Below are 13,624 nucleotides of genomic sequence, written 5' to 3'. Positions count from 1 at the left end.
TCGCTTGCGGGGAATGGCCAGGTGGATCCGGGACTCTCCGAAGATGCATGCGCGGCGCCTCCTCACGGCTGGACGAAGCGCGCCACCCCGTTCACCCGCTGGACGTGGCACGATCAGTCCTGGTCTCTTGGTCCGCGGTGACGCTAAGGGACACCGCCCGAGACCGGTCCCAACCCTCTGGTAACCGACGAGCAGCGGTGAACGCCGTTCACGGCTGTGAGTCCGGTTCCTCCTCCTGTTGCGCCGAGGCGGCGTGCTCATGCGGAACAATCTCGAAGAACTCGATGTCGAGGCTCTCCCCGGAGCGGCCTACCGCCGCAGCCAGCGCCTGACGCGCCCGGTCCGCCGCGACCTCATAGGTCGGCGACGGTGGCACCGAGAGTGCAACCGGCAGGTCCTCCTGGGCGGGAAACTGGGTGAGCCATGCTCCGCCGTCGAACACGGCGGCCCCCGCGTAGACCGGGATCCCGTCGCCCCCGTCGTGACCGAAGAGGTGCAGGTCGACGTCGTCGGGTTCGACGCCGAGGAGGCGGGCGAGTTGGCGGCCGACGTCATCGAACAGATCATCGTCGGAGTGGGCGGCCAAGACCACGTCCGGTTCTCCCGGCACCTCGACCCTGGCCTGGTACAGGTGGCCCTCCCGGGTGACGATGCCGAAGTAGGTGTTAGCAACGATGTTCACAAGGCCCTCCGGTTACCGGTCGCGTCCTCGGAGCGGTGCAAAAGGCTCGACGAGGCGGATGCCGTTCGGGTGACCTTATGCGGTCTCAGAGGTGGCTTCCACCAGATTGTGACTGGCGCAGCACCGCCGCTGACTCCGGTGGCAGCCGCAACGCGCCGTCAGCGATCCGCGTCTCGGGGTCCCACGCGGCGAGCAGAGCCGCATGCGCGGAGGGCACCGGCACGGCCGCCGTACGGTCGTCCGCCAGGTTCACCGCGACGTACAGCGGCCCGTTGCGCAGCAGCAGCCACCGGTCGCCGTCGCCATCCGCGAAGTGGACGTCGGCCTCGCCCAACGGCAGGTGCGCCAGCACCGGGTGCGCGCGGCGTACTTGGATCAGCGTGCGGTGCCAGTCGAGGAGCCGGGCGTGCGGTGCCCGGGAGGGCTCGTCCCAGTCCAGGCACGAGCGCGCGCGGGTGGCAGGGTCCTGCGGGTCGGGGATGTCTTCGGCGTCCCACCCATGGCGCGCGAACTCCCGCCGCCGCCCCTGCCGTACGGCCTCGGCCAGCGCAGCGTCCTGGTGGTCGGTGAAGTACTGCCAGGGGGTGCGGGCACCCCACTCCTCGCCCATGAACAGCATCGGCGTCCCGGGTGCGAGCAGCACCAACGCGGCGGCGCAGGCCAGCAGTCCGGGCGAGGCGAGCGCGGACAGCCGGTCGCCCAGCGCGCGGTTGCCGATCTGGTCGTGGGTCTGCGCGTACGCCAGGAAGCGGTGTGCCGGGGTCTGGGCTGCGCCGGGGCGGCGTACGGGCCGGCCGTGGCTGCGGCCGCGGAAGCTGGAATACGTACCGTCGTGGAAGAAGGCGCCGGTCAGCGTCTTGGCGAGGGCGGCGAGCGGCTCGCGTGCGAAGTCGGCGTAGTAGCCGTGGTCTTCACCGGTGAGCGCGGTGTGCAGCGCGTGATGGAAGTCGTCGTTCCACTGGGCGTGCATGCCGTAGCCGTTGGCGCTGCGCGGCGCTGTGGTGCGCGGGTCGTTCAGCTCGGACTCGGCGATCAGGAACAGCGGGCGTCCGGTGTGCGCGGCGAGGGTGTCGACCGCTTCGGACAGCTGGGCCAGAAAGTGCTCGGCGCGGGTGTCGGCCAGTGCGTGGACGGCGTCCAGCCGCAGTCCGTCGAGGTGGTAGTCGCGCAGGAAGGCGAGGGCGCTGCCGATGAGGTGGGCGCGTACCTCGTCGGAGCCGGGCGTGTCCAGGTTGACGGCCGCACCCCAGGGCGTCTGGTGGCGGTCGGTGAAGTAGGGCCCGAACGCGGGCAATTGGTTGCCCGACGGGCCCAGATGGTTGTGGACGACATCGAGGACGACCCCGAGCCCGTGCCCGTGCGCGGCGTCCACGAACGCCTTCAGCCCGTCCGGCCCGCCGTACGGCTCGTGCACCGCCCACAGCGCCACGCCGTCGTAGCCCCAGCCATGAGCGCCGGGGAACGGGCAGACGGGCATCAGCTGGACATGGGTGATGCCCAGCTCCGCCAGATGGCCGAGGTGTTCGCTCGCCGCCCCGAAGGTGCCCTCGGCTGTGAAGGTGCCGATGTGCAGCTCGTAGAGCACGGCTCCGGGCAGCGGCAGTCCCCGCCACGGGTGCCGCCAGGTGTACGCGTCGTGGTCGACGACGGAACTCAGCCCCTCGGGCCCGTCGGGCAGGCGGCGCGAACGCGGGTCCGGCAGCACCGGTCCGCCGTCGAGGGCGAAGCCGTAGCGGGTGCCGGACCAGGCCGGTGCCTCGGCCTGCCACCAGCCCCGATGGGTGGGCGAGGGAGCCATCGGAATGCCGGGGGCGTGCGGGAGATGGAGGGTGACGGTTCGCGCGGTCGGAGCCCATACGTCGAACAGCATGCGGACCATTGTTGCCGGGCACCCGGCGGGTGTCGCCGGGTGCCCCAACGTGCCGCGGGCTTACGCGTGTTGGTGCAGCCCGCGCCCCGCCAGCGTCAGGAAGGTCTCGCCCACCGCCTCGGTCAGCGTCGGGTGGGGGTGGATGTGCTGGGCGATGTCCGCGGGGGAGGCGTCCCAGGCCACGGCCAGCTGGGACTCGCTGATCATCTCGGAGACATGCGGGCCCACCAGGTGAACGCCCAGCACCCGGCCTTCGGGGCCCGGTTCGGCGACGACCTTCACCATGCCACCCTGGCCGTGCACCATGCCCTTGGCCGTGGCGGTCAGCGGCAGCACGTTGACCGCCACCTCGTGCCCGGCGTCCTTGGCCGCCGCCTCGCTCAGCCCGACCGACGCGGTCTGCGGGCTCGAGTACGTCACCCGGGGCACGGCCGCGTAGTCCACCGGACGGGGCGCGAGCCCGGCCAGTGTCTCCGCGACCACCAGACCCTCGGCGAACGAGGCGTGTGCCAGGCCCAGGGAGGGCGGTGGGAGCAGATCGCCGACGACGTACACGCCGGGGACGGCCGTCTCCAGCGTGGCCCAGTCGGCCGGTGGCACATGGCCCCGCTCGTCCGTCGTCAGACCGGCCGCCGCCAGGTTCAGCCCGTCGGTGACCGGGACACGGCCCACCGCGACCAGCAGCCGCTCTGCCGTGATCACCAGCGCCTCCCCACGCGCCGGCTGCACCCGCGCCGCGACGCCCCCGCCGGGCGTACCCGCACCGGGCGTGCCCGCATCGGACCGCCCCGTTCCGGACCGGTGCGCGTCCGCCGGGGGTGCGCCCGTCAGGTGAGCGTCCAGCAGCCGGGCGCCCGTCAGCACCGTGATGCCGCGCTTCTTCAGCGCGCGGGTCAACTGGCGGCTGACGTCGGCGTCCTCCAGCGGCAACAGCCGCTCCGCCGCCTCCACCAGGGTGACTTCGGCGCCCATGGAGCGGTGGAACGAGGCGTACTCGACCCCGATCGCACCACCGCCCAGCACCAGCACGCTGCGCGGCAGACCGGGCGCGAACAGCGCGTCGTCGCTGGTGACGACGTGCTTACCGGTCGGCTCCAGACCCGGCAGCGTCCGCGGTCGGGAGCCGGTCGCCAGTACGAGACCGCGCCGCGCCGTCCACAGCTCGGCGCCCCCGGCGCCGGGGACGTCGACCCGGACGGTGCGCGGGCCCGCCAGTGCGGCGGTGCCCCGCACGACTGTCACCCCCGCCGCGGAGAGCTGGCCCTCCACCCCCTTGTGGTTCCGCGAGACGATGTCGTCGCGGGTGGCGACCAGCGCGCTCCAGTCGATGCTGTCCAGCGTCGCCTTGACCCCCCACCGCTCCCGCGCCTCCGCCACACCGTCGATCAGCTCCGCGGCGTGCAGCATGGCCTTGCTGGGCACACATCCCCGGTGCAGACAGGTGCCCCCGACCAGATCGCGCTCGACGAGGGTGACGCCGAGCCCGAGGTGTGCGGCGCGGAGTGCCGTGCTGTAGCCGCCCGTTCCGCCGCCGATGACGATCACATCTGTGGTGTTCCCGCTCATGACCTCAGCCTCCGCCCGGCGGGGAGATGAGTCCAACGCAATGCTTCTATGGTTGCGATGAAGAACGTTCATGGCTCTGTGGGTGACCAGGCCGCTGCGATCGGTGGATCCCGGCGTGGCTAGCCTGGTCATTTGTTGAAGGCATGCCATGGGAGGGGTAACGCGGTGCGCGGCAAGATTCTGGCTGGGTCCATGGCGGGCGCTCTGGCGCTGTTCGCTGCCGTCGGCTGTGACGACGGAAGCAACGACGGCGGGGGAGGGAAGAGCGGCAAGGACAAGGGGAAAGCCTCCTCGGGCACGGAGCAGTCCGCTTCGCCGTCCGCTCCCCCCGCACGGCCGCTGTCGGTCGCCGAGGCCGGCCGTGCGCTGTTGACGGCGGGCGATCTGTCCGGGGAATGGACGGTGGGCGAGGAGAAACTCGGCGGCAAACACAAGCTGGAGAAGACCAACCTGCGCGGGATGAAGGGGAAGACCGCCGACTGCGACACCTTTCTCACCCGCACCAACCGCTCCATCGGGCTGCCCGTGGTCGCTGTCGAGCGATCCCTGAAGCACGCCACTTCTGGCCGTATCAATGAGCGCCTCGTGAGCTACCGCGACGACGATGCCGCCCGCCGCGCCATAAGCCAGCTGCGGGAAGCGCCCGGCAAGTGCGCCGAGGGCGGCACCAAGGACGGGGTGCCCCTCACCATCAAGCGTGGGTCGGCGCCGCAAGCCGGTGACGAGTCCGTGGGGAACCGCATGGAGATCATGGGTGCCTCGTTCAGATTCGTCCAGGTACGGGTCGGCGCCTCCGTCGCCGACCTCACCTTCATGGGGAACGACGACCCGGAACGGGTGTCCAACGCGGCACGCAAGGCCGCCGAACGGCTTCGCGGCGTGGCTGAGAAGTAGTTCCCGGAGCTGGGGGAGGGCTCGTGAGTCTGCGGCAGATGGAGTACTTCGTCACGGTCGTCGAAGAGACGACATTCACGCGGGCCGCCGAGTCGCTGCACGTCACGCAGTCGGCGCTCTCGCACCAGATCAAGGCCCTGGAACGCGAGGTCGGCGGTCCGCTGCTGGAGCGGCTGCCGCGCGGGGTACGGCTGACGCCGATGGGCCGGGCCTTTCTGCCGGACGCCGAACTCGCTGTGCGCAGCGCCCGTCAGGCACGCCGCGCGGCACGCGCTGCGGCCGGTGCCGGGGGCGGTGAGCTGGAGGTCGCCACCGTGCACGGCCTCGCGGTCGGCGTGCTGACGGAAGCCGTCGCCCGGATGCGGCGGCTCCACCCCCAGGTGGCGCTGCGGGTGCGCGAGTACGCGACGGAGGACGAACTGCGCGAACGCATGGCACGCGGCATCGCCGACATCGCCGTCGGCTATCGGGTCGACGACTGGTCAGGGCCGAGCTGGGAGATCGGCGAGGAGAAGATCGTCCTCGTCGTCCCGCCCGACGACCCGCTGTGCGTGCGCGCCGGTGCGGACGGGGAACCGGTCGCGCTGGAGGAGCTTGCCGACCGGGGCTGGGTCCGGTGCGGGATGGAGCCATGGATCGAGGGGCGACCGTTCGTGGACCTGGTCTGCGGCCGGGCCGGATTCGTCCCGCGGACCGCTCTGCGGGTCGAGCACCCGACGACGGCGGCCGTGATGGCGGCTGCCGGAGCCGGCATCTGCCTCGTCTCGGCACACCTCACTCCCGGCCTCGTGCCCGCCGGGCAGCTCGTCAATGTCGGCCCTCCCTGGCGTCGCCCGCTCACCGCCTTTTGCCGCTCCCGGCCGACGGGTGCGGCGGACGCCTTTCTGCGGGTGCTGCGGGAGGGATGACCGGGTCCGGTGAGGGGGTGCCCATGTCCGACGTTTGCGGACTGCGGCTTGTGTTGTGGCTGGTCGCGCAGTTCCCCGCGCCCCTTACGGGGCACGGCCCCCATGCCGGGTCAGCAACGCCACCGGGGCTCCCTCGAAGAGGCGGCTCAGCGGGACGGTTCCGGTCAGCTTTCGGGGGTGGCCCTCTTCGGCGAGGGCGTCATGCCAGGTGCCGGGCGGCAGCGTCAGGCGCGTGCTGCCCCAGCCGCCGCGCTCTTCCAGGCGCAGGGACAGCCGGGTGACCGCCGTCAGCACCGCACCCGTCCGCACGAAGGCCACGCAGTGCGCCGCCATCTCGCCCTCCGCCAGGAGTGGTTCGTATGTTGCCGCCTCCAGGAACAGCTCGGGCCGCTGCCTGCGTAAGCGCAGCACGGCGGAGGTCAGCCGCGACTTCTCCGTGTCGAGAGCGCTGTCCCTCTCGGCAAAGGTCGCCGGGTCCCGGTTGTCCGGGTCCACCAGCGCGCGGTAGGTGTGCTCGGTGCCCTGGTAGAGCTCGGGTACGCCGGGCATGGTCAGCTGCAGCAGCGCCGCACCCAGCACATTGGCGCGCACATACGGGGCGAGCTCCGCCGCGAAGCCGGCCAGCGCCGGCGCCCCCGCGCCGTCCCGCTGGGCCGTGACGAAGCGCTCGACAGCCGCTTCGTACGCCGCGTCGCCCTCCGTCCAGGTGGTACGCAGCCCCGCCTCCCGTACGCCCTTCAGCAGCGCGGGCACCAGCCGTCCGGGTGGCGGCGGGAACGCGCCGAGGGCCAGCGCGGTCTGCCAGTACACCCACGCCGTGTGGCGGTCGGGTGCCCTGGAGAGATCGGTCCGGGCCAGCAGCTCGGCCCACCGCTGCGGGCACTCGCTCAGTACCGCCAGCGCGGCGCGGGCGTCGCCGCTGCGCTTGGTGTCGTGCGTGGACAGCACGGTGCCGGAGGCGGGCCGGTCCCGCTGCACACGTGCGCAGTACGCGTGGAAGCCCTCGGGCCGCACTGCCGGGCGCCCCGGCTCACCACCCACCTCGCACGCCGACAGCAGCGGCACATAGCGGTAGAAGGCCGCGTCCTCCACCGACTTGGCCCGCAGCGCTGAGGACAACTGCGCGAACCGTACGGGGAACTCGGCGCAGGCCGTGTTGTCACCCGCAGCGTCCCCCAGGGCGAGCCGCAGCACGGCATCCACTGCCGCACCTTCCACCGGCAGCCGGAACGCCTCGCGGGCGCCCTGCGCGGCACCCTCCAACAGCGCGGCGTCCCTGGGGTCGGGCCGGACGCCCTGCGCGGTGTACGGGCGGTACACCGGCAGCCGCACCAGCAGTTCGCACAGTGCGGTCCGCAGCGCCCAGGGCGCGTGGTCGCGCAGCGAGAGATCGGGGGAGTCGGCACATGCCCATACGGCGGTACGGGTCAGCCGCTCGGTCTCGGCCGCCAGATCGTGCGTCAGCACCCGGTGGGCGGCGCGCAGCCGGGTCGCCTCCCACTCACCGCCCAGGGCGGCCTGTGCTCCGGTGAACGTCCGGTAGCAGGCTTCCAGTTCACCATGCCCTTGGGGGTCGACGAAGAGACCGTCCACCTGCCGCAGTGCGTCGTATCCCGTCGTACCCGCCACCGGCCAGCTGCCGGGCAGGGGTTCGCCGTCGGCGAGGATCTTCTCGACAACCGTCCAGCGGCCACCGCTCTCCTCGTGCAAGCGCCGCAGATAGCCTGCCGGGTCGGCAAGACCGTCCGGATGGTCGACGCGCAGCCCGTCGGCGACCCCCTCGCGCAACAGCTGGAGCACCTTGCGGTGGGTTGCCGCGAACACCTCCGGATCCTCGACCCGCACTCCGATAAGACCCGAAATGGTGAAGAAACGACGGTAGTTGAGCTCGCTTCTGCCCAGCCGCCACCACGCCAGGCGGTAGTGCTGCGCCGCGCACAGTTCGGGCAGCGGCAGCCCCTCTGTGCCCTCGCGCAGCGGCAGTATGTGGTCGTGGTAGCGCAGGGTGCCGTCCTCGACCCGTATGTGCGGCAGCGCTTCGTGCAGGCGGTCCCCGAGCACCGGCAGCAGCACCCGGCCGCCGCCCGCCGCCCAGTCGATGTCGAACCAGCGCGCCCATCGCGAGCCGCGCCCCTCCCGCAGCACCTCCCACAGCGGACGGTTCAGCCGCAGATCCGCAGGGACGGCCATATGGTTCGGCACGATGTCCAGGACCAGCCCCAATCCGTGCGCACGGGTGGCCGCCGACAGCGCCCGCAGCCCGCGCTCCCCGCCCAGCTCCTCCCGCACCGTGCCGTGATCCGTCACGTCGTAGCCGTGGGTGGAGCCCGGCACGGCCGTCAGTACGGGGGAGAGGTGCAGATGCGAGACGCCGAGGCCCGCCAGGTAGGGCACGGCGCGCTCGGCGGCGGCGAAGGGGAAGCCGGGCTGGAGCTGGAGACGATACGTCGAGGTCGGTACGGCGGCGGCACGGGCTGCGCGGCGTGCGGCTGCGGGTGGGACGCCCTCACGTGTCATGCGAACTTACGTACCCTGCCGGGCTCGTTTCGTGCGTCCCGCCTACACCGGGCGTTGCAGCACTGCCATGCTGCGGGACTCCAGCACAAGGTGAGCTCCGGCGGCGATTTTTGGGCCCCCTCCCTGCCGGTAGCTGTCCTCCCGGGCGGTGTCGACGATGACCTCCCACTCCCTCCCGTGGTTGACGGGGATCACGAAGTCCATGGCCTCGTGGTGGGCGTTGAACAACAACAGGAACGAGTCGTCGGTGATGCGTTCCCCGCGCTCACCCGGCTCCGAGATGGCGTTGCCGTTGAGGAAGACGGTCAGGGAGCGGGTGTGCGCGGACTGCCAGTCGCGCTGGGTCATCTCGGCGCCCCCGGAGGTGAACCAGGCGATGTCCGAGAGCTCGTCGTGGGTGCCTTCCATGGGCCGCCCGTGGAAGAACCGGCGGCGGCGGAAGACGGGATGATCGCGCCGGAGCCACACCATGGCACGTACGAAGTCGCACAGCGCTTGATCCGGCGCACCGGAACCGTCGGCGGGCCCGCCCGCGGGGCCGTCGTCGCCCGGCCACCGTAGCCAGGTGAGCTGCCCGTCCTGGCAGTACGCGTTGTTGTTGCCCTGCTGGGTGCGGCCGAACTCGTCGCCGTGGCTGAGCATCGGCACCCCCTGCGACAGCATGAGGGTGGCGATGAGGTTCCGCTGCTGCCGGCGCCGCAGTGCCACCACCGCGGCGTCGTCGGTGGGGCCCTCGACACCGCAGTTCCACGACCTGTTGTAGCTCTCGCCGTCGCGGTTGCCCTCTCCATTGGCCTCGTTGTGTTTCTCGTTGTAGGAGACGAGGTCGTGGAGGGTGAAGCCGTCGTGGCAGGTGACGAAGTTTATGGAGGCCAGCGGGCGGCGTCCGTCGTCCTGGTAGAGGTCGGAGGAGCCGGTGAGCCGGAAGCCGAACTCGGCCATGGCACGCGGCTCGCCGCGCCACAGGTCGCGCACGGTGTCGCGGTACCGCCCGTTCCACTCCGTCCACAGCGGCGGGAAGTTGCCGACCTGGTAGCCGCCCTCGCCCAGGTCCCACGGTTCGGCGATCAGCTTCACCTGGCTGACGACGGGGTCCTGCTGCACCAGGTCGAAGAAGGACGAGAGCCGGTCCACCTCGTGGAACTGCCGCGCCAGCGTGGCGGCCAGGTCGAAGCGGAAGCCGTCCACGTGCATGTCGAGCACCCAGTAGCGCAGCGAGTCCATGATCAGCTGGAGGACGTGGGGGCTGCGCATCAGGAGTGAATTCCCCGTGCCCGTCGTGTCCATGTAGTAGCGCGGGTCGTCCGCGAGGCGGTAGTACGAGGCATTGTCCAGTCCCCGGAAGGAGAGCGTGGGGCCGAGGTGGTTGCCTTCCGCCGTGTGGTTGTAGACGACGTCGAGGATGACCTCGATGCCTGCCTCGTGCAGGGCCCGCACGGCGTGCTTGAACTCCTGGACCTGCTGGCCGCGCTCGCCCCAGGATGCGTAGGTGTTGTGCGGGGCGAAGAATCCGATGGTGTTGTAGCCCCAGTAGTTGGTCATTCCCGCCTCGGCCAGCCGGTGGTCGGTGACCGACTGGTGCACCGGCATCAGCTCCAGCGCGGTGACGCCCAGCTCGGTCAGATGGGCGATGACCGCGGGGTGCGCCAGTGCCGCGTAACTGCCGCGCAGCTCGTCCGGCAGCTCGGGGTGGCGCATCGTGAGGCCCTTGACATGCGCCTCGTAGAGCACCGTGCGGTGGTAGTCGGTGCGCGGCGGACGGTCGTCGCCCCAGTCGAAGTAGGGGTTGATCACCACGGAGGTCATGGTGTGCGGCGCCGAGTCGAGATCGTTGCGCCGCTCGGGGGCGTCGAAGTGGTAGCCGAAGACGGCCTCGTTCCAGTCGACGCGGCCGCTGATGGCCTTCGCGTAGGGGTCCAGCAGGAGTTTGGCGCTGTTGCAGTGCTGCCCGTTCTCCGGCGCGTACGGACCGTGTGCGCGGAAGCCGTAGCGCTGGCCCGGCAGTACGCCCGGCAGATAGGCGTGGCGGACGAACCCGTCCGACTCGTGCAGCTCGACAGCCGTCTCCGAGCCGTCCTCGTGCAGCAGGCACACCTCGACGCGCTCCGCCGCCTCGGAGAAGACGGCGAAGTTGGTACCCGCGCCGTCGTAGTTGGCACCCAAGGGGTACGCGTGTCCCGGCCATACCTGCATAGGAATGTCTCTTCCCCATCGACGTGTCGGTACGGCACCGCGGCGGGCGCGGTGGTCCCAGTCGTCATCTTCCCCCGTCCACCCGTGCGGGCACCGGATGTTGGCAGGGGTTCCGGGTGCACCCCTCGGACGGCCGCAGTAGTCTTCCTTGATCGAACAGCGGGGGCCGAGACGGGGCGTGGAAGGCGGTGCGCAGTTGGGTGCGGGAGGGCTTGAACTCCCCCCAGGCGACGGCGGTGAGGGGCCGGACGGCGGTGGCACCGCCGGAGAGGCCGGAACGGCGGACGATCCGACGGGCGGGTTCGGCATGGGGGGACCACCACCCGGCCGGAGGCTGGGGGAAGCCGGGCTCCAACCCGGAGCCGTCCCGCTGGCCCGCCCCATGGAGATCGGCGCGGACGTGGGCTGGGGCGAGGACGACTGGGCCGAGGTACGCACCAGGGCGCAGCGCGCGGGTCGCGCGTACGTCTGGCTGAACCTGGTCGAGCAGCGGATGCGGGCCGTCGTCGCCGCCGTGCTGCGGCCGATCTACGAACCGGTGCACGGCGGGGAGTGGGTGGTCGCCGCGGCCGGGCCCGCCGGGCAGGAGTGGGTGCAGCGCGCCGTGGCCGTACGGGAGGTCAGCCGCCGCAAGGGCTATCTCCTCGACCCCGCCGACGACACCCTGATCTCCTTCCTGACGCTGCCGCAGCTGCGCGAGTTGATGGTGCAGCACTGGCCCTGCTTCGAGCCGTACTTCGACGACCGGCGCGAGGTGGAGCTGGCGCTGGACGAGTTGGAGGTGGCCCGCAGTGCCGTGGCGCGCAACCGTGCGCTGTCCGAGACGGTGCTCGCGCAGGCCGAGCGGATGTGCCGGCGGCTGCTGGAGCTGCTGGGCGCCGCGCCCGAGGGGGCGGCCGCGGCAGACCGGCTGCCGGTCGACGCCGTCGAGGAGCTGGTCGGGGACCGCTTCGCCGATGTGGTCAGCGTGCATGCCGACCGCGTACGGCTCCAGCGGCAGCTGCCCGCGGAGGATCTGTTCGGCGGAGCGCGGCGGCTGGACGCCATCGGGATCGGGCTCAATCTGCTGGTGCAGAACTACAGCGGGCGGCGCCTGGTGCGGCTCGCCGAGGCGGGCTGCCGGGTGCGGTTGCTGTTCCTGAACCCGGCCAGCAGCGCGGTGAAGCGGCGGGAGCGCGAACTGGGGCTGAAGAAGGGCGAGCTGGCCCGTTCGGTGGAGACCAACATCCTCCATATGCGGCGGGTCCGCTCCCGGCTGCGGGACCAGGGGGCCTTCGAGATCCACGTCTTCGACGAGATCCCGCGGTTCACCGCGTACATGGTCGACGGGGACGGGCCGGACGGCCTCGCCGTCGTCCAGTCGTATCTGCGCGGTGCGCGGGGGATGGAGACGCCCGTTTTCGTCCTGCGCGGCCCTGGCCGTGCCGTGTCGTCGGTGCCGTCGGCGGTCCGCGAGGAGGGGGAGGGTGCCCTCTTTCCTGCGTATCGGGAGGAGTTCGAGGCGTTCTGGGCGGACTCGCGGTCAGTGTCGTAGGTGTCTGCCAAGGGCCGTCACCGAACTGTGTCGCGTCTGTCACAGTCCCCCAAGTCCCTTGAGCCACACCGAGCAATCCGACAGGGTTTCGAACGATCCACTTCTGGGTCGCTCGACCGCACACCTCGGAGGACTTCCTCGGCATGGCACAACACGGGGCACGCCACACCAAACGCCGGATATCCCTCGCGATCGGCGCCGCAATCGCAGTCGCGGGAGGAGCAACGCTGCTGACCCTCCCCGCGGGCGCCTCGCCCGCCGAGGGCACCGTCCTCGGCGCCGGGGCGAAGGACGCAGTCAAGGGCGACTACATCGTGCTGCTCAAGGGCGACCCGGCCAAGGGCACCGGCGTGCGGGCCGCCACCGAGGCCAAGAGCCTCGCCGGGGAGTACGGCGGCAAGGTCGAGCACACCTACCACGCCGCGCTCAACGGCTACTCCGCCAAGGGGCTCGGCGCCCAGGAGGCCCGGCGGCTGGCGGCGGACGACAAGGTGGCGAAGGTCATCCAGGCCCGCGAGATCACCGGGCACGCCACCCAGACCAGGCCGCCCTCCTGGGGGCAGGACCGGGTCGACCAGGCGTCGAAGTCGCTCAACAAGAAGTACACCTACCCCAACACCGCCGGCTCGGGCGTGACGGCCTACGTCATCGACAGCGGGGTGCGGGTCAGCCACAAGGACTTCGGGGGCCGCGCCGCCAACGGCAAGGACATCGTGGACGGCGACAAGACGGCGCAGGACGGCGCCAACCACGGCACACACGTCTCCGGCACCATCGCGGGCACCAAGTACGGCATCGCCAAGAAGGCGAAGATCACCGCCGTCCGCATCCTCGGCAACGACAACCGGGGCACCACGGCCGACGCCGTCGCCGGCATCGACTGGATGATCAAGGACCACCAGGCCAAGGGCGGCCCCGCGGTGGCCAACATGAGCATCGGCGGCTTCAAGGACTACGCACTGGACGAGGCCGTCAAGCGGGCCATCGCCGCGAACATCACCTGCGTCGTCTCGGCGGGCAACGACAGCGGCAACGCCTCCGCCGCCTCCCCGGCCCGGGTGACCGATGCCATCACGGTGGCCGCGAGCGACCAGAAGGACCGGCAGACGAACTTCTCCAACTACGGCAAGAGCGTCGACCTGTACGCCCCCGGCATCGACGTCGTCTCGGCCAGCAACAAGAGCGACACCTCCTCCATGGCCGGCTGGGGCACCTCCATGGCAGCCCCGCACGTCACCGGCGCCGCAGCGCTCTACCTGGGCACGCACAAGACGGCCACCCCGGCGCAGGTCGCCAAGGCGCTGACCGACAGCGCCACCAAGGGCGCCATCACCAACCCGACCACCGGCACGCCCAACAAGCTGCTGCGCGTCCCCAAGTAACCATCCGCCCGGCCGCGAACCACCGTTCGTGGCCATATACGAACAGCCCCCCACAATCCACCAGGAGAGGCACTCCCG

9 protein-coding genes are annotated in these 13,624 nt (G+C 71.3%); 4 read left to right on the top strand and 5 right to left on the bottom strand.

Annotated elements, in window-relative coordinates; genetic code table 11:
• Positions 1–208 precede the first annotated feature (208 nt).
• From ACTWQF_RS35960 to ACTWQF_RS35950, 3 genes are all read right to left on the bottom strand, one after another.
• The gene (locus ACTWQF_RS35960; RefSeq protein WP_443283980.1) at positions 209–682 is read right to left on the bottom strand and encodes a hypothetical protein; all 474 of its coding nucleotides are present in this window, start codon (positions 680–682) and stop codon (positions 209–211) included.
• Positions 683–767: 85 nt separating this feature from the next.
• The gene (gene treZ, locus ACTWQF_RS35955) at positions 768–2,552 is read right to left on the bottom strand and encodes a malto-oligosyltrehalose trehalohydrolase (protein WP_443283979.1); all 1,785 of its coding nucleotides are present in this window, start codon (positions 2,550–2,552) and stop codon (positions 768–770) included.
• Positions 2,553–2,612: 60 nt separating this feature from the next.
• Complete coding sequence (locus tag ACTWQF_RS35950) at positions 2,613–4,118, bottom strand: dihydrolipoyl dehydrogenase (protein ID WP_443283978.1); 1,506 nt, start codon at positions 4,116–4,118, stop codon at positions 2,613–2,615.
• Between the two features lie 165 nt (positions 4,119–4,283).
• On the opposite strand from ACTWQF_RS35950, the gene ACTWQF_RS35945 reads away from it, so the two are divergent.
• Both ACTWQF_RS35945 and ACTWQF_RS35940 read left to right on the top strand, forming a co-directional pair.
• A complete protein-coding gene (locus ACTWQF_RS35945) occupies positions 4,284–5,012 on the top strand; it encodes a hypothetical protein (protein WP_443283977.1) in 729 nt (242 codons plus the stop codon).
• Between the two features lie 23 nt (positions 5,013–5,035).
• Positions 5,036–5,920: a LysR family transcriptional regulator gene (locus ACTWQF_RS35940; RefSeq protein WP_443283976.1), complete on the top strand. Its 885-nt coding sequence runs from the start codon at positions 5,036–5,038 to the stop codon at positions 5,918–5,920.
• Positions 5,921–6,004: 84 nt separating this feature from the next.
• Here ACTWQF_RS35940 and treY read toward each other — a convergent pair whose 3' ends face one another.
• Both treY and glgX read right to left on the bottom strand, forming a co-directional pair.
• Positions 6,005–8,437 (bottom strand): malto-oligosyltrehalose synthase, encoded by a 2,433-nt coding sequence (gene treY, locus ACTWQF_RS35935; protein ID WP_443283975.1) that lies wholly within the window; start codon positions 8,435–8,437, stop codon positions 6,005–6,007.
• Between the two features lie 42 nt (positions 8,438–8,479).
• Positions 8,480–10,630, bottom strand: a complete 2,151-nt coding sequence (gene glgX / locus ACTWQF_RS35930) for a glycogen debranching protein GlgX (protein WP_443283974.1) — start codon at positions 10,628–10,630, stop codon at positions 8,480–8,482.
• 196 nt (positions 10,631–10,826) lie between these two features.
• Here glgX and ACTWQF_RS35925 point away from each other — a divergent pair, with 196 nt between their 5' ends.
• Both ACTWQF_RS35925 and ACTWQF_RS35920 read left to right on the top strand, forming a co-directional pair.
• Positions 10,827–12,164 carry an SAV2148 family HEPN domain-containing protein gene (locus ACTWQF_RS35925; protein WP_443283973.1) on the top strand — a complete coding sequence of 446 codons (1,338 nt, stop codon included), beginning with the start codon at positions 10,827–10,829 and terminating at the stop codon, positions 12,162–12,164.
• A 143-nt stretch (positions 12,165–12,307) separates the two neighbouring features.
• A complete protein-coding gene (locus ACTWQF_RS35920) occupies positions 12,308–13,546 on the top strand; it encodes a S8 family serine peptidase (protein WP_443283972.1) in 1,239 nt (412 codons plus the stop codon).
• Positions 13,547–13,624 lie beyond the last annotated feature (78 nt).

The organism is Streptomyces sp. 8N114 (assembly GCF_052245835.1).
GTDB lineage: Bacteria > Actinomycetota > Actinomycetes > Streptomycetales > Streptomycetaceae > Streptomyces.
The sequence above is the reverse complement of the archived record's forward strand: the minus strand, read 5'-3'. Positions and strand labels throughout refer to the sequence as shown.

Bases quoted from the DNA above. Each gene is read 5' to 3' on its own strand.
- ACTWQF_RS35950 (WP_443283978.1), bottom strand. From the start codon at position 4,118: ATGAGCGGGAACACCACAGATGTGATCGTCATCGGCGGCGGAACGGGC.
- treY (WP_443283975.1), bottom strand. From the start codon at position 8,437: ATGACACGTGAGGGCGTCCCACCCGCAGCCGCACGCCGCGCAGCCCGT.
- ACTWQF_RS35920 (WP_443283972.1), top strand. From the start codon at position 12,308: ATGGCACAACACGGGGCACGCCACACCAAACGCCGGATATCCCTCGCG.
- glgX (WP_443283974.1), bottom strand. From the start codon at position 10,630: ATGCAGGTATGGCCGGGACACGCGTACCCCTTGGGTGCCAACTACGAC.
- treZ (WP_443283979.1), bottom strand. From the start codon at position 2,552: ATGCTGTTCGACGTATGGGCTCCGACCGCGCGAACCGTCACCCTCCAT.